The following is a 19,212-nucleotide window of genomic DNA, read 5'->3' as shown; positions in this document are numbered from 1 at the left end:
CAAACATTGATGCGAAGCACAAAAATGAATACGTATGCACTACCCGCTTGAACGCGCGTTTCCGCGCCTACCATGGCCCCGCATCGACAAGCCGCATGCAACTCCAAGGGAGTACGCGGGGGAAAGTCGATCAGTCATCGATACGCGCAACCAATCATAGAAACTGGGGAGGGGGCACCATGGTATTCAAGCGAAACGTACTTGCCTTGGCATTGGCATCCGTCGGCTTTTGCGCTGCATCGAGCAGCTACGCTGCGCCGCAGGCGAACGACAGCAACGACCAGGCAACGCAGACGGCCGCGTCCAGTGACGTAGCCACCGCCAAGGCCAAAGCGCAGGCGAAGGAAGACCAGCACGTCAAGAACATGAGCACGATCACGGTGACCGGCTTCAGCCGCAGCATCGAGACCTCGATCGACGTGAAGCGCTACGCCGACACCGTGGTGGACGTGGTGACGGCGGCGGACATCGGCGGCCTGCCCGACGTTTCCATTTCCGATGCGCTGACCCGCCTGCCCGGCATCTCGGCCGAGCGCATCAACGGCGAAGCCAGTGCGATCAATATCCGCGGCATGTCCGGCGGTTTCGTGGAAACCACCTTGAACGGCCGTGAGCAGGGCGCCACCAGCGGCAGCCGCGTGATCCAGTTCGACCAGTACCCGTCGGAGATGATCAGCCAGGCGACGGTCTACAAGTCGCCCAAGGCCTCGTTGATCGAGGGCGGCGTGGCCGGCACCGTGGCGATGGAAACCGCCAACCCGCTGGAGAACTCCAAACAGTATTCGGCCGTGTTCAACCTGCGCGGCAGCTACAACGACCGCGGCAACGAAACCGACGGCGCCAATCCGCGCGGCTATCGCGCCAGCGCATCGTTCCAGGGCAAGTTCCTCAACAACACGCTGGGCCTGGGCCTGGGCGTGGCGCAGATGTACCAGCCGCACGTGGCCGACCAGTTCAACGGCCTGGCCTACAACGGCTCCAAGGACGTCGACGGCGACGGCGTCAACGACTACACCAGCGAAGGTTTCGAGATGCAGCAGAACGGCGGCTCGGCACGTCGCAACGGCTACATGGCCGTGGCGGTGTGGGAGCCCAGCGATTCGTTCACGCTGAAAGCGGACGGCTTCTACTCGCATTTCGACGCCACCAACTTCGGCCGCGGCTTCCGCGTGAAGACGCTGTCCAACGGCATCATCACCAACCCGCACCTGCAGCCGGATGGCCAGGTCACCGGCGGCACCGTCACCAGCGACCCGTCCAATCCGTACTACACCATCCAGACCACCAACGACGACGACAGCACGGTCACCAGCGTATTGTCCGGTGGCTTGAACGCGACATGGAGGACCGGCTCGTGGACCATCGCCGGTGACGTGGGCATGTCGCGCGCCAAGAGCGACATGACCAACGCGGTGTCATGGACATTGCCGTTCAACGGGCTCGGCACCGACAGCCCCACGGTGGCCAACGACCTTTCGGCCACCTATCAGCTGAAGAACCTCAACATCCCGGACGTCAGCTTCAACCGCGATCTCACCGATCGCAACCAGATGGCCCTGGCCAAGGTCGGCGTCTATCCGTACATCTACGAGGACACCACGAAGGCGGCGAAGCTGGACGTCCAGTACGACCTGTTCAACAACTCGGTCATATCCGCGATCCAGGCCGGCGCCCGCTATTCAGAGCGCCGCTACGAAGCGGACCGCGCCATCTGGGAATACGGCAACGACTTCGGCCAGTACGCCAACGGCCAGGTGCCGCTGGCCTTGAACGATGGCAACTCGCACACCGCCTGCTTCAAGGGCAACCTCTCGGGCTTCCCCTGCTTCCTCTCGGTCAACAGCCTGGCCGTGCTGGGCGAGAACGGCATCACGCCCACCCCGACCCGGCAGTGGGCCAACGACTGGACCCAGATCCAGAGCGCCACCGTCAGCGAAAACGTGCTGGCCGCCTACGTGATGGCCGACGTGGACACGATGATCGGCGACCACAACCTCACCGGTAACTTCGGCGTGCGCATGGTGCGCAGCTCGCAGTACAGCGAGGGCCTGCAGAACATCGGCGACGGCAGCGCACCGCCGCTCACCGACGGCCTGGGCGTGGTCAGCACCAACTACCTGATGGTGCGCCGTGGCAAGAAATACACTGACTACCTGCCCTCGCTGAACCTCAACTACCACTTCGACGACGCCAACCAGTTGCGCTTTGCCGCGGCCAAGGTGATGTCGCGCCCGCCGCTGAACAAGCTGATGGCCGGCGGCGGTTCGTGGATCGACGGCAACAAGTACAACATGTGGGGCAACACCAGCCCGTTCCTCGACCCGTTCTACGCCAAGGCGTATGACCTGTCGTTCGAGCACTACATGGACGACAACGGCGGCGCCATCGCGGCGGCCTTGTTCTACAAGAAGATCGATTCGTTCATCGAAGACCGCACCATCGATCCGTTCGATTTCGCCGGCGCGGGCATCCAGGTGCCGATCAACCCCACCACCGGCCAGCCGTACGAGAACGGCCAGTACCAGACCGCGGTGAACAACGACAAGGGCGGCTACGTCCGCGGCATCGAGCTGGATTACTCCAAGGTGTTCAAGTCGCTGCCCGGCGCATGGTCTGGCCTGGGTTTCACCGGCAGCTTTGCGTACTCGCAGAGCAAGGTGACGGAAACCTCCACACTGGGCGGCACGCCGGTCCAGATCGGCCTGCCCGGCCTGTCGCCGCGGGTGATCAACGGCACGCTGTTCTACGGCCACAAGGGCTTCGACACACGCCTTTCCGCGCGCTATCGCGACCGCTTCGTTTCCAACCAGATGTCCGAAGACAGCCAGACGGTCTATTACGCGCCGGAAACCGTGGTCGATTACCAGGCCTCCTACGCGTTCCAGTCCGGCAACCTGAAAGGCCTGAGCCTGCTGTTCCAGGTCAGCAACCTCACCGACCAACCGACCCGCACCTACTTCGGCAGCGAAGACCTGACCGGCACCTTGCAGTGGTTTGGCCGCCAGTACTACGTGGGCTTCACCTACGCGCTTTAATCGATGGATCACGGGCGCCGCGCAAGCGGCGCCCGGCAGTTTTCCTCTTCAGCCCGGACCGGTCGCACGCTGGATCCGGGCTTTTTTTCGACAGGCCGCACCGCGCATCATGCGTAGCTGCCGTCCACCCGCACTCCATGGGGAACGTCCATGTTCTGGCGACAGTCCGTACTCAGCTGCACCACCACGCTTTTCGCCGCGCTGGCACTTGGCCTTGCCGGCAACGTCGTTGCGGCCACGCCCACGACAACCAGCCACACACCCGCAACCCGCGCGGCGCCGTCGGATGTCTGGTACGAGATCTTCGTACGCAGCTGGGTCGACACCAACGGTGATGGCATCGGCGATCTCAATGGCGTCACCGCCAAACTCGACTACCTGCAATCGCTGGGCGTCAGTGGTATCTGGCTGATGCCGATCAACCCCTCGCCCAGCAACCACGGCTATGACGTCACCGATTACTACGGCATCAACCCGCAATACGGCAACATGCAGGACTTCGAAAAGCTGCTGGCGGAGGCGCACAAGCGCGGCATCAAGGTCATCATGGATCTGGTGATGAACCACTCCAGCGACCAGCACCCGTGGTTCCGCGCCGCACTGGACCCGGCCAGCAAATACCGCAGCTGGTACCAGTGGTCGCAGCCCGGCACCGACCTCGACGCGATCAGCGCCACCGGCACGCCGGCGTGGCACGCGCGGGGCAAACAGCATTACCTGGGTGTATTCACCGGCGCCATGCCGGATCTGGATTTCGACAACCCCGCCGTGCGCCAGGAGATGATCCGCATCGGCCGCTATTGGCTGGAAAAAGGCGTGGACGGTTTCCGCGTGGACGCCGTACAGCATGTCTATCTCGACTTCAAGGCGGATACCGACAACCCGCAGATACTGGCGAAGAACATCGCCTGGCTGACGCAGTTCCGCGCCGGCATGGATGCGGTCAATCCGCACGCCTATATCGTGGGTGAGGTCACCCAGCCGTCGGCGGAAAAGCTGGCGCCGTATTTCAAGCCGCTCAGCGCCGTGTTCGATTTTCCGCTGGCCGAAAAATTGATCGACAGTGCGCGGCAGGAACGCAACGATGGCCTGGATCAACTGCTCGGCCATATCGACACCACCTACCGTGCCACCACCGGTCGCTCCGGCGTCGATGCACCCTTCCTTTCCAACCACGACCAGAACCGCGTGATGAGCCAGCTCGACGGCAACGCCGAGCACATGCGCATGGCCGCCGCGATGCTGCTGACCCTGCCCGGCGAACCGTTCATCTACTACGGCGAGGAGATCGGCATGCAGGGGCAAAAGCCTGACCCCGACATCCGCACGCCGATGCGCTGGCATCGCGCCACGAACGCGCCCGGTGAAACCACCTGGCGCGCCGGCCATGACGATCCCGCCACCTCGGTGGAGGCGCAGCATGGCGACCCGGACTCCCTGCTGAATTTCTACACCCGGCTGATCCACTGGCGCGGCCAGGTCAGCGCGCTGCGCGATGGCCGGCTCACACCGTACCGCGTGGACAACAAGCAAGTGGTCGCCTACCGCCTCGACGACGCCAGCAGCCATGTACTGGTGACGCACAACCTTTCCGGCACGCCGCAAACGATCACGCCGGACAAGACACGCAGCGTGCGGTTGCAGAGCAAACCCGGCGTGACGCTGCGCGATGGCGTCCTGCACCTGCCGGCCTACAGCACGGTTGTGCTGCAATGATGGTGCTGGCCACCGCCCTCGCGATGGCGCTGTCGGGCACCGCGACGCCCGCGGCCGACAGTATCGAATGGCAGCAGCGTCGGGCCAGCATGAGCATCGCCGGTGACGGCTTCGTACTGCACGCCCCCGATGGCGAGCGCCACATCCCGGCCCAGCCGCTCGCCACCCATACCGGCAGCCCGTTGTTCGACGGCCTGTTCGCGATGGCGCTGGACGACCTGCACAAGGACTCGGTGGCGGCGATCCGCGACGACGCATTCGACCACGGCCAGTCGATGCCTTGCCCCTGCTTCGAGACGGGCGAGAAGTGGCATTACGTGTGGACGCGCGACCTGTCCTACGCGATCGACCTGGGTTTGTGGCGGATCGATCCGGCACGGGCAAAAGCCTCGCTGCTGTTCAAGCTGTCCGACGTGCGCGAACCCGCCGCGCCGCCGGGCCTGTACCCGATGCAGGACACCGGCTCGGGCGGCAGCTGGCCGATCAGCACCGATCGTGTGGTGTGGTTTCTGGGTGCGCGGCATCTGCTGGGCGACCCGGCGTTTGCCGACAAGGTGTATCGCGCGCTCACCGACACGCTGGCGCAGGATCAACACTACGTGTTCGATGCCGCGATGGGGCTTTATCGCGGCGAGACCTCGTTCCTCGACTGGCGCGAGCAGAGCTACCCCGGCTGGACCGCCAACGACGTGCGCTTCATCGCGCAGTCCTATGCGTTGTCCACCAATGTGCTGTATTACGAGGCGCTGCAATTGGCCGTCCAGATGGCCGAACGCCGCCACGACCCCAAGGCCGTCGACTACCGCGCCCGCGCCGGCGCCTTGAAGGCCGCCATCAACACCCGCTTCTGGCGCAGCGACCGCGGCCTGTACATGAGCTATATCGGTAGCGACGGCATGCCGATCGAGGCCTACGACCTGCTGGGCACCTCGCTGGCGATCACCAGCGGCGTGGCCGATGCCGATCGCGCCCGCCAGGCGCTGGCCAATTACCCCGCCTATCCGGCCGGCAGCCCGGTGATCTGGCCCGAGCGGGCGGATCAGCCGATCTATCACAACCGCGCGATCTGGCCGTTCGTCAGCGCCTACGCCCTGCGCGCCGCGCGGGCGGTGAACGACCCCGGGCGCATCGCGCACGAGTTGCGCTCGTTGCTGCGCGGCGCCGCTTTGAGCGGCTCCAACATGGAGAACTTCGAACTGCTGAGCCAGCGCGTGCATGTGGAAGACGGCAAGCTCAGCGGCCCGGTGGTCAACTCGCCGCGCCAGCTGTGGTCGGTGGGCGGTTACCTGGACATGGTGATCGAAGGCGTTTTCGGCCTCGGCGCCGATGGCCGCATCGCGCCGAAGCTGCCCGCCTCCCTGCTGCCGATACTGTTTGGTGACCACGAGCGCATCAGCCTGCAGTTGCGCGACCAGCGCATCACCCTGCAACGACCGGCCTCGGTGAACGGCAACCTGCTGGTGGCCGGTGACATTGAACAGCACGGCAACGAGACGGTGGTGACGCTGAAGGCGATCCATGTCGATACGCCGCCACTGCGGCTGGACGCACCGCTGTTTGCGCCGGCCACGCCGGCGGCGCCGCAAGCCACTCGCGCCGGGAGTGACTGGAAAGTCAGCTTCAGCGAGCATGGCCAGTTGTATGTGGATGGCAAGGCCGTCGGTGCCATCGACGGCCAACGCCTGGTTCCCGCCAGCACCGCGCAGCAATGTTTTTCCGTCACCCGCCGCGCCGGCGAACTCGAATCGCTGCCCAGCCCCGCCACCTGCGTCGGCCCGGCGCAGCGCCTTGCCGGCACCTGGCCACGCACGTGGACAGCGCCCGCCGGCGGCCGCTTCCAGGCCACCTTGATCTACGCCAACGATCACGGCCCGATCAACACCGGCATCACCGCCGCGGTGAATAACCTGGTCATCGCGTGCAAGGGCGCGCCAGTGCAGACAAGGCCCCTGGTGATGCCGCACAGTGTCGGCATGCAGCCATCCACCGATGTCACCTTCGACGCAGCCGCGGGCACGCCTTGCACCTTCTCGATCAGCCAGGGGTTCAACATGAGTTTCCTGCGCAGGTTCGCGCACTACACCGGCGGGCAAGGTGGCATCGAGGGATCATTGAATGAAGCGCGCATCGGCGATCTGCTTGTCGCACCGTTGACCAGGGCCACACCATGAGCAAAAAACCCGAGCTGTCGTTCTGGCAGATATGGAACATGTGCTTCGGTTTTCTGGGCATCCAGTTCGGCTTTGCGCTGCAAAACGCCAACGTCAGCCGCATCTTCCAGACGCTGGGCGCGGACGTCACCGACATACCCGCGTTGTGGATCGCCGCGCCGCTCACCGGTTTGCTGGTGCAGCCCATCGTGGGTTACTGGTCCGACCGTACGTGGAACCGGCTGGGGCGGCGGCGGCCGTATTTCCTGGCCGGTGCGGTGCTGGCCACGCTGGCCCTGCTGGCGATGCCCAACTCGCCTGCACTGTGGATGGCCGCGGGCCTGCTGTGGGTGCTGGACGCGTCGATCAACATCTCGATGGAACCGTTCCGCGCGTTCGTGGGCGACCAGTTGCCGCCGCGCCAGCGGCCATTGGGTTACGCGATGCAGAGCTTCTTCATCGGCCTCGGCGCCATCGTGGCCTCGGCCCTGCCGTGGCTGCTGGCGCATGCCGGCGTGGACAACGTGGGCGCCGCCGGCGTGATCCCCGATACGGTGAAATACGCGTTCTATATCGGCGGTGCGGTGCTGCTCTGCTCGGTGTTGTGGACGGTGCTTTTCACCCGCGAATACCCGCCGGAGACCTTGCTGGGTTTCGAGCAGAGTGACGAGCACGCCGCCGCCGTGACGGAAGCCGTCATCGACCGCCACGCCGCATGGCGCAATGCCGCGATCTGGTGTTTGGCAGGCATCGTCGGCGCGCTGCTGATCAGCCATTACAACCTCGAACGCGACCTGTACATCCTGGCCGGCAGCCTGATCGCCTACGGCCTGGCGCAGGCATGGCTGGGCCGCTCGCGCGGCGACGGCATGCTCACACAGGTGCTGCGCGACCTGCACCACATGCCGGACGCGATGCGTCGGCTGGCCTGGGTGCAGTTCTTCTCCTGGTTCGCGCTGTTCGCGATGTGGATCTACACCACCGCGGCCGTCACCGAAGTGCATTTCGGCAGCACCGATCCCCACTCCACCGCCTACAACGACGGCGCCAACTGGGTCGGCGTGCTGTTTGCCGCCTACAACGGTTTTGCCGCGCTGGCCGCACTGGTGATTCCGCTGATGGTGCGCCGCTGGGGTCTGCGCATCAGCCACCTGCTGAACCTTTGGATAGGTGGCGTTGCGCTGCTCTCGTTCCTGTTCATCCGCGACCCGCAGTGGCTGCTGCTGTCGATGGTGGGCGTGGGTTTCGCCTGGGCCTCGATCCTGTCGCTGCCGTATGCATTGCTGTCGGACAACCTGCCCGCCGCGAAGATGGGCGTCTACATGGGCATCTTCAATTTCTTCATCGTGATACCGCAGTTGCTGGCCGCCAGCGTGCTGGGCATGGCGCTGAAAACCTTCTTCCACAGCCAGCCGATCTGGGCACTGGCGATGGGCGGCGTCAGCCTGATGGTCGCCGGCGTTTTCACTTTGCGGGTGCAAGAACCACAGGCCGCATCAATTTCGCGCTAGCACCCACTTGTGGGAGCGACTTCAGTCGCGATGCTCTCGGAACGAACACAAAAGCATCGCGGCTGAAGCCGCTCCTACAAGGGCCTCGACCGCGATGCCGCACAGGACACCAACATGCTTTGCAAAACCATGCTCCCCATCCTCGCGACGATGCTGGCCACCAGCGCAGCCCAAGCAGCCGCCCCACCCGACTTCTACGGCACCGATGCCCCCTTCGCCGCCGACGCGATCTACTTCGTGATGACCGACCGCTTCGTCAACGGCGACCCCGCCAACGACCAGCGCCACCAGGGCGGCGCGCACCCCACGTTCAACATCCCCGTGGCGGGTGCGCCCGAAGGCCGCAGCGCGAACATCGGCTACCTCGGCGGCGACTTCAAGGGCGTGCTGGACAACGCCGGCTATATCCGCGGCATGGGCTTCGGCGCGGTGTGGATCACGCCGATCGTGGACAACCCCAACGAGGCGTTCACCGGCGGCGATCCGGTGCAATGGGCGTCCAAATTCACCGACCGCGGCAAGACAGGTTTCCACGGCTACTGGGGCGTCAACTTCTACAAGCTCGACGAACACCTGCCCAGCAAGAACCTGGACTTCGCCCAGTTCACCGCGGAGATGCGCACCCAAGGCTTGAAGACCGTGCTGGACATCGTCGCCAACCACGGCTCACCCGCTTTCACCATGCCGACAGCGCAGCCGATGTTCGGGCAGATCTACGACAAGAGCGGCACGCTGATCGCCGACCAGCAGAACCTGCCGCCGTACCAACTCGATCCGGTGCGCAACCCGCTGCACCGCTTCTATCACGCGTACGACGACCTGGTGCAGCTCTCCAACATCGACGACGCCAACCCGGCTGTACTCGACTACTTCGTTGGCGCGTACGAGCAATGGATCGAACGCGGCGCCGACGCTTTCCGCATCGACACCATCAGCCACATGCCCACCGCGTTCTGGCAACAGTTCGCCCAACGCATCCGCGCCAAACACCCCGGCTTCTTCATGTACGGCGAAGCCTTCGACTACAGCCCCGACAACATCGGCAAATACACCTGGCCCGAAAACGGCGGCATCAGCCTGCTGGACTTCCCCCTGCGCGGCCGCATCGCCGAACTGTTCGAGCACCCCGACGGCGACTACGCCAGCGTGCTCGACCGCCTCTACCTCACCAACGGCCCCTACGCCAATCCGTATGAGTTGGTGACCTTCTACGACAACCACGACATGGCCCGAATGAACGCCAGCGACAACGGCTTCATCGACGCCAACAACCTGCTGTTCACCGCACGTGGCATCCCGGCCATCTACTACGGCTCGGAAACCGGCTTCGAGCGCGGCCGCGCCGAACACGAAGGCAACCGCAACTACTACGGCCAACCCCGCATCGACGCCTCCCCCGCCAGCCCCATCTACCAGCACCTGAAACGCATCGCCCAACTGCGCCGGCAAACCATCGCCCTGCAACGCGGCCTGATGCTGCCCCTGCACTTCGCCGGCGACAAAGCCGCGTTCTACCGTGTCTACCAGCACAAGGGCGTGCATCAACTGGCCCTGGTACTGCTCAACAAAGGCGACCAGCCGGCAAGCTTCAACGTCAGCGAAAAACTGCAGCCCGGACACTGGAAGCCGGCACTAGGCGGCAACGCCATTGACGTGGCCGACGGCGGCAGTCTGCAGGCCAACGTGGCCCCGCACGACGTACAGGTCTACCTGCTCGACGCACCCGCCACCCAACCCGATCTGGTTGCCGAACTGACCCGACTGATGCGCGAGCGTGGGCATCCGCGGCATTAGAGATGTCGACGCCCAACCCGTCATTCCGATGCACTGGTTTCAACAACAACGCCGATCGAGTCGCAACTCGGTCTATCGAGGGCCAGCCGGGTCACTGGATCCCAGCTTTCGCTGGGATGACGGCGGTTCGTTACGTGCGGGCGCGTGCCGAGCGTCGAAGGCGGTCGAAAGCTCTGGCTCCGAATCAATGCCGAACCACAAAGCGTCGCGACTGAAGTCGCTCCCACAGTTTGCTGTTTGGCTATCGCGTCCGTGCCGCAACCCGATCAATCCAGCGTCGGATAGTCCGTATAGCCCTGCGCACCACCGCCATAAAACGTCTTCTGATCCGGCGCATTGAGCGACGCGTTTTCGCGCAGCCGGCGTGGCAGGTCGGGGTTGGCCAGGAAGGGGACGCCGAACGCCACCAGGTCGGCCTTGCCGTTGGCCAGCGCGTCGATGGCCATGTCGCGGTCGTAGCCGTTGTTGACGATCCAGGCGCCGCGGAACGGCTTGCGCATGGCGGCGTAGTCGAACGGTTGCGGGTGGCGATTGCCGCCAGTTTCGCCTTCGATCACATGGATATACGCCAGGTCCAGCGTGGCCAGGCGCTCGACGGCGCGGTTGAACAGGGCCTGCGGATTACTGTCGGCGATGTCGCCGGCCGGGGTCAGCGGCGACAAGCGCACGCCGGTACGGCCGGGGCCGACTTCGCGGGCTACCGCGTCGCACACTTCGAACAGCAGCCGCGTGCGGTTCTCAATGCTGCCGCCGTAGGCGTCAGTGCGATGGTTGCTCCTGTCGCGCAGGAACTGATCGATCAGGTAGCCGTTGGCACCATGCACCTCGACCGCATCGAAGCCGGCCTCGCGTGCGTTGGCGGCGGCCTGGCGATAGGTGTCGATGATGCGGGGGATTTCATCCAGCGCCAGCGCGCGCGGCGCGGACACGTCGACGAAACCTTCGGCGATGAAAGTCTTGGCGTCGGCCTGGATGGCCGACGGTGCCACCGGTGCCTGGCCGTCCGGTTGCAGCGATACGTGGGAAATGCGACCCACGTGCCACAACTGCAGCGCGATGCGCCCGCCCTTGGCGTGCACCGCGTCGGTGACCTTCTTCCAGCCGGCGATCTGTTCGGGCGAATGGATGCCCGGCGTGGCGATGTAGCCCTGGCCTTCGGGGCTGATCTGGGTGGCTTCGGCGATGATCAGCCCGGCGCTGGCACGTTGTGCGTAATAGGTGGCGTTGAGCTCGGTGGGCACGTTGCCGGCGCTGGCGCGGTTGCGGGTCAGCGGCGCCATCGCCACGCGGTTGGGCAGGTTCAGGTCACCGACCTGGATCGGCTGGAACAGGACTTCGGCATCGGATGGGCTGGCGTGGGAAGAGCTCATGGGATTTCCTTGTGGGTCGAAGAGCGGGCAGGCGCGCGTGGGGAACGCGCATCCTGCCCGAGGCCATGTTTGCGTTTCATGAGCGCCGGCCACATCGCCGCCGGGTGGTGACCGTTACCGCGGGCAGCGTCCACTACAATGGCCGCTTTCCGCGCTGATCATTCCCATGCCGCCGCTGCGCCTGAAACGCTACCTGCTGACCGGCTTGCTCACGTTCATCCCATTGTGGGTGACGTGGCTGGTATTCAAGTTTGTGCTGGGTGTGCTGGTGGACATCGGCGCGCCGCTGGTGGGCGCGTTGCTGGGTGCGCTGGCGCTGGTGGCGCCGCGCACGGCCGCCGTGCTGGGCAGCGCGTGGAGTACGTACATCGTGGCGCTGCTGATCACATTGGGCGCCTTGTACCTGCTGGGCGCGCTGGCCAACCGCGTGATCGGGCAGCGCGTGATCGGCGCGTTCGACGGTGTGCTGGCGCGCATCCCGGTGGTGCAGACCATCTACGGCGGCACCAAGAAGTTGATGGCGGTGCTGCAGAACAAACCCTCCGGCGTACAGCGCGTGGTGCTGGTGGAATTTCCGCGGCGCGGCATGCGGGTGGTCGGCTTCGTCACCCGGGTGATGGTCGAGGAAGACAGCGGACGCGAGATGGCGGCAGTGTTCATCCCCACCACGCCCAACCCCACCGGCGGCTATCTGGAAGTGGTGCCGCTGGCCGAGCTGACGCCCACCGACTGGACCATGGACCAGGCCATGGCCTTCATCATCTCCGGCGGCGCGGTGGCGCCCGATACACTGCCGGCCCTTTGTGGGAGCGACTTCAGTCGCGATGCTCTTGCGGCAACCGAAAAGCATCGCGACTGAAGTCGCTCCCACAAATATCCCCACACAGGAGCTCCCATGCATCGATGGCTGCTGATTCCCCTGCTGGGCCTTGCGACCCTCACCGTCCACGCCGCCGACTGGACCACGCCGGCCGAGGCGGCGCAGTTCCGCACCACGCCCAGCTATGCCGACACGCTGGCGTATCTGCAGCGGCTGCAGAAGGCGGCGCCGGGCATGATCCATCTGGAAACGTTCGGCACCACGCCCGAAGGCCGGCCGATGACGGTGGTGATCGCCAGCGGTGGCGGCACGTTCGATCCGGCCGCCGCGCGCGCGGCGCACAAGCCGGTGGTGCTGGTGCAGGCCGGCATTCATCCCGGCGAGATCGAGGGCAAGGATGCGGGGCTGATGTTGCTGCGCGATATCGCGGTCACCGGCAAATACCCGCACCTGCTCGACAAGCTGGTGCTGGTGTACATCCCGGTGTTCAGCGTGGACGGCCACGAGAACGCCAGCCCCTACCATCGCATCAACCAGAACGGCCCCGCGTCGATGGGTTTCCGCGGCCAGTCGCAGTACCTCAACCTCAACCGCGACTACATCAAGGCCGACGCGCCGGAGATGCGCGCGTGGCTGAAGCTGTGGCAGGCGTGGCTGCCCGATTTCCTGATCGACGTGCACACCACCGACGGCGCCGATTACCAGTACGACCTCACCTGGTACACCGAGGACCCGCACAAACTCGACCCCGCCGTGAGCGCCTGGCAGCACGACGCCATCGTCAACCACGCCATGCCGGCATACGAGCAACGCGGCCATCTGGCCTCCAGCTACCTGGAGTTCAAGGACGGCCGCGACCCGCTCAAGGGCCTGGAGAACTTCGGCTCCGGCCCGCGCTTTTCCACCGGCTACGCGGCGCTGCAAAACCGCCCCGCGCTGCTGATCGAAACCCACATGCTGAAGCCGTACGCGAACCGCGTGCGCGCCACCTACGACATCGTGGAACTGATGCTGGAACAGATCGGCGCACACCCCGCCGCCCTGCTCGCTGCCACCGCCAAAGCGGATGCCGACACCATCGCCCGCGCCCACGCTGCAAAGGCGAGTGTGCCGCTGACCTTCAAGCTTGATCCCCAACCCACGAAGTTGGAATTGAAGGGCTACGCGTTCACCCGCAGCCACAGCGACATCTCCACCAGCGAGTGGATCCGCTACGACCCCAGCCAGCCAACCACGTACACCATCGACAACTGGAACCGGCTGCTGCCCAACCTGTCCATCACGCCGCCCGCCGCGTACGTGGTGCCCGCGCAGTGGACGGTGATCATCGACCGGCTGGACGCGCACGGCATCCATTACCGGCGCACCACGCAGCCGCTGACGATGCATGCCGAGGGCTATCAGCTGGACGAACCGCGCTGGGCCGACAAGCCGTTCGAAGGCCATCTGATGCTGCGCGATTTCCGCTTGCGCACACTACCGCGCGAGGTGCAGCTGCCCGCCGGCTCGGTGATCGTGCCGATGGATCAGCGCGCCGCCAACGTGGCGATCAACCTGCTCGAACCGCAGGCGCCGGACTCGCTGCTGCGCTGGGGCTATCTCGACGCCATCTTCGAGGCCAAGGAATACGGCGAGCCGCGCGTGGTCGAGAAACTTGCCCGCGAGATGCTGGCGAAAAGCCCGGCGTTGAAAACCGAATTCCAGCGCAAGCTGCACAACGATCCAGCCTTCGCTGGCGACAGCCGCGCGCGGCTGGCTTTCTTCTTCGAACGCTCGCCCTGGTACGCCGCGCAAGACGTGGGCGCCTACCCGGTGCTGCGCCTGGACGCCGCGCAGTGGCGGTCGTTGTCGGCACAGGATGAAACGGTTGACGGCGCCCGCCACTGAGGCCCCGGCCGGCGGCCATACCCCTTACCTTTGACACTGTGCCCACCATGACGATTGACCTAGCTTGGCTCGTCATTGTCGCAGCCTGTGTCCGACCCACCATCAGCCACGCTCGCCATCCAAACGCCGCGCTCGCGGACCACAATCACGAGGGAAATCCATGACCAAGCCGTATTTGAAACCGCTGGCGCTGGCCGTCAGCCTGGCCTTGTCGCTGACCGCCTGCGGCAAACAGGAGCCGGCCGAATCCGCTGCGCCGGCGCCCAGCGCCAGTGCGAACGCCGCGGCAGCGCCGGCCGCGTCGGGCGGCATTTTCGATGTCAGCGAGCTCGACCCGAACATCAACGCCTGTCAGGATTTCAACGGCTTCGTCAACGACAAGTGGGTTGCCGCCAACCCGATCCCCGCCGACCACACCAGCTGGGGCGCGTTCAACAAGCTGGCCGAGGACAGCCTCAACACCCAGCATGAAATCGTCGAGGCCGCGGCCAAGAACGCCGCCTCCGCCAAGGCCGGTTCGATCGATCAGAAGATCGGCTACCTGTACCAGTCCGGCATGGACGAGGCCACCATCGACAAGGCCGGTTTCGACCCGATCAAGCCCCGGCTCGATGCGATTGCGGGCCTGAAGAACACCGCCGACATCGTCGATTTCATCAACAAGAGCTACGCCGAAGGCAACGGCCAGGTATTCGGCTTTGGCGCCGGCGCCGACTTCGACAACGCCAAGCTGCAGATCGCCTACGCGATGCAGGCCGGCCTGGGCCTGCCGACCAAGGACTACTACACCGAGCCCCAATTCAAGGAGATCCGCGACGCGTACGTGGCCTACATCGCCAAGTCGCTGGAGTTGACCGGCGTGTCGGCCGCCGACGCGAAAGCGCAGGCCGACCAGGTGATGAAGCTGGAAACCTCGCTGGCCGCCGCCTCGCTGGCGCCCACCGAAATGCGCGACCTGGACAACCAGTACCACTTCGTCAGCGTGAAGGAAGCGGACAAGATCACCCCGCACTTCAGCTGGGAAAAATTCTTTGATGCCCAGGGCGTCAAGATCGACAAGGGCTTCTCGCTGTCGCAGCCGAAGTTCTTCGCCGAGTTCGACAAGCTGCTGGCCAACGCGCCGGCGTCGCAGTGGCAGGCCTACCTGCGCTTCCACACCATCGACGACTCCGCCAACGCGCTGTCGAAGAATTTCCGCGACAACAAGTTCGACTTCTACGGCAAGACCCTGGCCGGCCAGCCGCAGCAACAGGAGCGCTGGAAGCAGGTGCTGGGCGCGGTCAACGGCGCCATGGGCCAGGCCCTGGGCCAGTTGTACGTGGCCAAGGAGTTCACCCCGGAAGCGAAACAGCGCGCCGAGGAGCTGGTCACCAACGTGCGCGATGCGTTGAAGACCCGCATCGAGAACCTGGACTGGATGAGCGCCGATACCAAGGCCAAGGCGATCGAGAAGTGGGAGCAGTTCATGCCCAAGATCGGCTACCCGGACAAGTGGCGCGACTGGTCGGACCTGAAGCTGAGCCCGGACAACTACTACGCCAACCTGCAGGCGGCGGCCAAGTTCAACTACGACTACGACATCGCCCACATTGGCAAGGCCACCGACCGTGGCGAGTGGTACATGACCCCGCAGACGGTCAACGCGTATTACGACCCCAGCACCAACACGATCAACTTCCCGGCCGCGATCCTGCAGCCGCCGTTCTTCGATGCCAAGGCGGATGACGCGATCAACTACGGCGGCATCGGCGCGGTGATCGGGCACGAAGCCAGCCACGGTTTCGACGACCAGGGCAGCCAGTTCGACGGCTTCGGCAACCGCCACAACTGGTGGACCAAGCAGGACAAGGCGCAGTTCGACGCGCGCAGCACCAAGCTGGTGGATCAGTTCAACGCCTATGCGCCGATCAAGAACAAGCCGGACCTGCACGTCAACGGCAAGCTGACCCTGGGCGAGAACATCGCCGACCTGGGCGGCCTCAACGTGGCCTACGACGCGCTGCAGACGGCGTTGAAGAACCATCCCGAGGAAGCGAACAAGAAGATCGACGGCTACACCGAGGATCAGCGTTTCTTCCTCAACTGGGCCCGCGTGTGGCGCGGCAGCATGCGCGAGAAAACCTCGATCGTGCGGCTCAACACCGATCCGCACGCACCGATGGCACTGCGCGCCACCGCCGCGCCGTCCAACATGCCGGAGTTCGCCAAGGCGTTCCAGTGCAAGCCCGGCGACACGATGGTGCGCCCGGCCGACACCCAGGTGAAGATCTGGTAAGGCGTTCGCGCCCACGCTGCAACAGGTGAAACGAAGAGGCCCCGCATGCGAATGCGGGGCCTCTTTCATTGTGGGAAAGAGGCTGCCCCGCAACAACGCTATTGCAAATCATTCTCATTCCTTTACCATGCGTCCGGTCGCGCCCGCCCCGATCCACGGGTAGCCAGCGCTCCACCCTCCCGCAATAAGTACGCCTCGGCACGACCCGGCGGCTGCGCCGTTCCGCCGTTCGCCCGGCGTCGGCAGCGGGATACATCGCAGATGGCAAAGGAACCCCACGCATGTCCTTCATCAAGAGCCGCAAGCACGCCGTTTCCACGAGCGCGCGCCGCCTGTCGCTGGCCGGCACCACCACCGCCACGTTGCTGACCAGCCTGGCGCTGGCGCAATCCGCCGTGGCCGCGGACTCCTCCCCGGTCGCGCAGCTGACTGACGCGCGCACGCTGCCGGGCATCAAGGTGCAGGCTACGCGCGGCGCCGATTACCGCGCCGACAAGGTCGAGTCGCCCAAATTCACCCAGCCGCTGCTGGATACGCCGCAGACCATCACGGTGATCTCCAAGGATCTGATCACCGACCAGGGCGCCACCACGCTGACCGAGGCACTGCGCAACAGCCCGGGCGTGGGCACCTTTTATGCCGGCGAGAACGGCGCCACCTCCACCGGCGACTCCGTCTACATGCGCGGCTTCGACGCCTCCAGCAGCATCTTCGTCGACGGCGTGCGCGACCTCGGCTCCATCTCCCGCGACGTGTTCAACATCGAACAGATCGAAGTGGAAAAAGGCCCAGCCGGCACCGACAACGGCCGCACCTCGGCCGGCGGCGCCATCAACATGGTGAGCAAGCAGCCGTTCCTGATGAATGCCGTCTCCGGCTCGGTCTCCTACGGCGACGCCAACCGCAAGCGCCTCACTGCGGACTGGAACCAGGCGATCGGCGAGCACGCCGGTTTTCGCCTCAACGTGCTGGGCCAGGAGGGCGGCGTCAGTGGCCGCGACCATGTCGAAAACAACCGCTGGGGCGTCGCGCCGTCGCTGGCCTTCGGCCTGGGCACGCCCACCCGCGTCTACCTCAACCTGCTGCACGTGAAGCAGAACAACGTGCCCGACGGCGGTGTGGCGACGATCGGCCTGCCCGGTTACCGCAGCCCCGATCCGGACGTCCGGCCGTGGCTGGACGATGCCCCGCGTGTCGACCCGGAAAACTTCTACGGCACCGATGCCGACCACGACCACGTGAAGGCCGACATGGCGACGTTGCGCATCGAGCACGATTTCGCCAACGGCGCCACGCTGCACAACACCACCCGCTGGGGAAGGACGCATCAGGACTATCTGCTGACCGCCTTCATGTACAGCGCCGCCAACCTGGTCACGCCCGACCCGGCCGATCCGTCCAGCTGGACCGTGGCGCGCAGCAACCCCACGTTCAAGGACAACACCAACACCATCCTCACCAACCAGACCAACCTCACCGCCTCGTTCCACACCGGCGCGGTGGAGCATGCGCTCAGCACCGGCATCGAGCTGACCCGCGAAAAGCTGTCGACCACCGGCATGGCCGTGCGCAATGGCAGCGCCTGGACACCGGCGAACATCTACCACCCCACGCCCCACGCCATCGGCCTGGCCTGGGGCCGCAACGACGCCGACAGCAACGGCAAGACCATGACCGAGGCGGCGTATGCGTTCGATACCCTGAAGTTCGGCGAGCAATGGCTGCTCACCGGCGGCTTGCGCCTGGATCACTACAAGACCGAGTTCACCAGCCGCGTGCCCTGCGGTGGTCGCCGCGGGCCGGACTGCGGCACGCTGGCCGAAGGCACCGCGGTGCCCGGCGTCGATGCCACCGTTTCGGACAACCTGCTCAACTGGAAGCTGGGCGTGGTGTACAAGCCCGCCGAGAACGGCAGCATCTACGCCGATTACGCCGTGTCCGCCCAACCGCCCGGCGGCGCGCAACTGCAGCTGAGCTCGTCGGCCAACAGCGCCGACAATCCCGCGTTCGATCCGCAGAAGGCGCGCACCGCCGAGATCGGCACCAAGTGGGATCTGCTGGGCGAAAACCTGCTCGTCAGCGCGGCCGTCTATCGCACGGAAGTCAGCAACGACATCGCCCAGGGCGACGACGGGCTGTACTACCAGACAGCGAAGAAGCGCGTCAGCGGGGTGGAGCTCACCGCGGTGGGCAAGCTGTCCGAGCGCTGGTCGGTCAGCACCGGCTTCACCACCATGGACACCAAGGTGCTCAAGGGCACGGTGGTTTCGCAGGATGGCTCCGACGATCTGGCCTACACGCCGAAGTACGCGTTCACCGCCTGGACCACCTACCAGCTGCCGTTCGGCCTCTCCATCGCCGGTGGCGCGCGTTACGCGGGCCAGCTGAAGCGCGGCACCGATGGCGCCGTCGGCACGCCCAACTACACCAAGTCGTATACCGTCTTCGACGCGATGGCCACCTATGCGATCAACCCGCATTTCGACCTGCAGTTGAACGTCTACAATCTGTTCGACAAGACCTACGTGGCGGCGATCAACAAGAGCGGTTACCGCTACACGCCAGGCGTGCCGCGCTCGGCGATGCTGACGGCCAATTTCCGGTTTTGATGGAGGCCGGGCGTTGAACGGGGAGAATCCTTTCAATCCGTTCAC

Annotated in this window: 10 protein-coding genes; 9 read left to right on the top strand and 1 reads right to left on the bottom strand. The window is 65.1% G+C overall.

Translation table 11 applies throughout. The features are described from left to right. The first annotated feature begins 179 nt into the window (after positions 1-179). From ACFPK0_RS04800 to ACFPK0_RS04780, 5 genes are all read left to right on the top strand, one after another. Positions 180-3,035: a TonB-dependent receptor gene (locus tag ACFPK0_RS04800; protein WP_377338783.1), complete on the top strand. Its 2,856-nt coding sequence runs from the start codon at positions 180-182 to the stop codon at positions 3,033-3,035. 150 nt (positions 3,036-3,185) lie between these two features. Further along, positions 3,186-4,751 carry an alpha-amylase family glycosyl hydrolase gene (locus ACFPK0_RS04795; RefSeq protein ID WP_377338781.1) on the top strand — a complete coding sequence of 522 codons (1,566 nt, stop codon included), beginning with the start codon at positions 3,186-3,188 and terminating at the stop codon, positions 4,749-4,751. Then, entirely contained in the window at positions 4,748-6,922 is a 2,175-nt protein-coding gene (locus tag ACFPK0_RS04790) for an alpha-L-rhamnosidase-related protein (RefSeq protein WP_377338777.1), read from the top strand. The genes ACFPK0_RS04795 and ACFPK0_RS04790 overlap by 4 nt, the downstream gene beginning before the upstream one ends. Next, positions 6,919-8,412 (top strand): MFS transporter, encoded by a 1,494-nt coding sequence (locus ACFPK0_RS04785; protein WP_377338775.1) that lies wholly within the window; start codon positions 6,919-6,921, stop codon positions 8,410-8,412. The genes ACFPK0_RS04790 and ACFPK0_RS04785 overlap by 4 nt, the downstream gene beginning before the upstream one ends. A 114-nt stretch (positions 8,413-8,526) precedes the next feature. Further along, positions 8,527-10,206: an alpha-amylase family glycosyl hydrolase gene (locus ACFPK0_RS04780; protein ID WP_377338773.1), complete on the top strand. Its 1,680-nt coding sequence runs from the start codon at positions 8,527-8,529 to the stop codon at positions 10,204-10,206. A gap of 266 nt (positions 10,207-10,472) precedes the next feature. Here the strand turns inward: ACFPK0_RS04780 and ACFPK0_RS04775 are convergent, their stop codons facing one another. Continuing rightward, positions 10,473-11,576 carry an alkene reductase gene (locus ACFPK0_RS04775; protein ID WP_377338770.1) on the bottom strand — a complete coding sequence of 368 codons (1,104 nt, stop codon included), beginning with the start codon at positions 11,574-11,576 and terminating at the stop codon, positions 10,473-10,475. A gap of 166 nt (positions 11,577-11,742) precedes the next feature. Between ACFPK0_RS04775 and ACFPK0_RS04770 the strand changes: the two genes are divergently transcribed. The 4 genes from ACFPK0_RS04770 (at position 11,743) to ACFPK0_RS04755 (ending at position 19,167) form a co-directional block, all read left to right on the top strand. Beyond that, positions 11,743-12,435, top strand: coding sequence for a DUF502 domain-containing protein (locus tag ACFPK0_RS04770; protein ID WP_377338768.1), 693 nt, complete (start codon positions 11,743-11,745; stop codon positions 12,433-12,435). 36 nt (positions 12,436-12,471) lie between these two features. After that, positions 12,472-14,283 (top strand): M14 family metallopeptidase, encoded by a 1,812-nt coding sequence (locus ACFPK0_RS04765; RefSeq protein ID WP_377338766.1) that lies wholly within the window; start codon positions 12,472-12,474, stop codon positions 14,281-14,283. A gap of 160 nt (positions 14,284-14,443) precedes the next feature. Then, positions 14,444-16,558, top strand: coding sequence for a M13 family metallopeptidase (locus tag ACFPK0_RS04760; RefSeq protein ID WP_377338764.1), 2,115 nt, complete (start codon positions 14,444-14,446; stop codon positions 16,556-16,558). Positions 16,559-16,839: 281 nt separating this feature from the next. After that, positions 16,840-19,167, top strand: coding sequence for a catecholate siderophore receptor Fiu (locus ACFPK0_RS04755; protein WP_377338762.1), 2,328 nt, complete (start codon positions 16,840-16,842; stop codon positions 19,165-19,167). Positions 19,168-19,212: the final 45 nt, after the last annotated feature.

The organism is Rhodanobacter ginsenosidimutans (assembly GCF_042655685.1).
GTDB lineage: Bacteria > Pseudomonadota > Gammaproteobacteria > Xanthomonadales > Rhodanobacteraceae > Rhodanobacter > Rhodanobacter ginsenosidimutans.
This window is presented reverse-complemented; position numbering and strand designations above follow the sequence as displayed.

Bases quoted from the DNA above. Each gene is read 5' to 3' on its own strand.
- ACFPK0_RS04800 (WP_377338783.1), top strand. From the start codon at position 180: ATGGTATTCAAGCGAAACGTACTTGCCTTGGCATTGGCATCCGTCGGC.
- ACFPK0_RS04795 (WP_377338781.1), top strand. From the start codon at position 3,186: ATGTTCTGGCGACAGTCCGTACTCAGCTGCACCACCACGCTTTTCGCC.
- ACFPK0_RS04790 (WP_377338777.1), top strand. From the start codon at position 4,748: ATGATGGTGCTGGCCACCGCCCTCGCGATGGCGCTGTCGGGCACCGCG.
- ACFPK0_RS04785 (WP_377338775.1), top strand. From the start codon at position 6,919: ATGAGCAAAAAACCCGAGCTGTCGTTCTGGCAGATATGGAACATGTGC.
- ACFPK0_RS04780 (WP_377338773.1), top strand. From the start codon at position 8,527: ATGCTTTGCAAAACCATGCTCCCCATCCTCGCGACGATGCTGGCCACC.
- ACFPK0_RS04775 (WP_377338770.1), bottom strand. From the start codon at position 11,576: ATGAGCTCTTCCCACGCCAGCCCATCCGATGCCGAAGTCCTGTTCCAG.
- ACFPK0_RS04770 (WP_377338768.1), top strand. From the start codon at position 11,743: ATGCCGCCGCTGCGCCTGAAACGCTACCTGCTGACCGGCTTGCTCACG.
- ACFPK0_RS04765 (WP_377338766.1), top strand. From the start codon at position 12,472: ATGCATCGATGGCTGCTGATTCCCCTGCTGGGCCTTGCGACCCTCACC.
- ACFPK0_RS04760 (WP_377338764.1), top strand. From the start codon at position 14,444: ATGACCAAGCCGTATTTGAAACCGCTGGCGCTGGCCGTCAGCCTGGCC.
- ACFPK0_RS04755 (WP_377338762.1), top strand. From the start codon at position 16,840: ATGTCCTTCATCAAGAGCCGCAAGCACGCCGTTTCCACGAGCGCGCGC.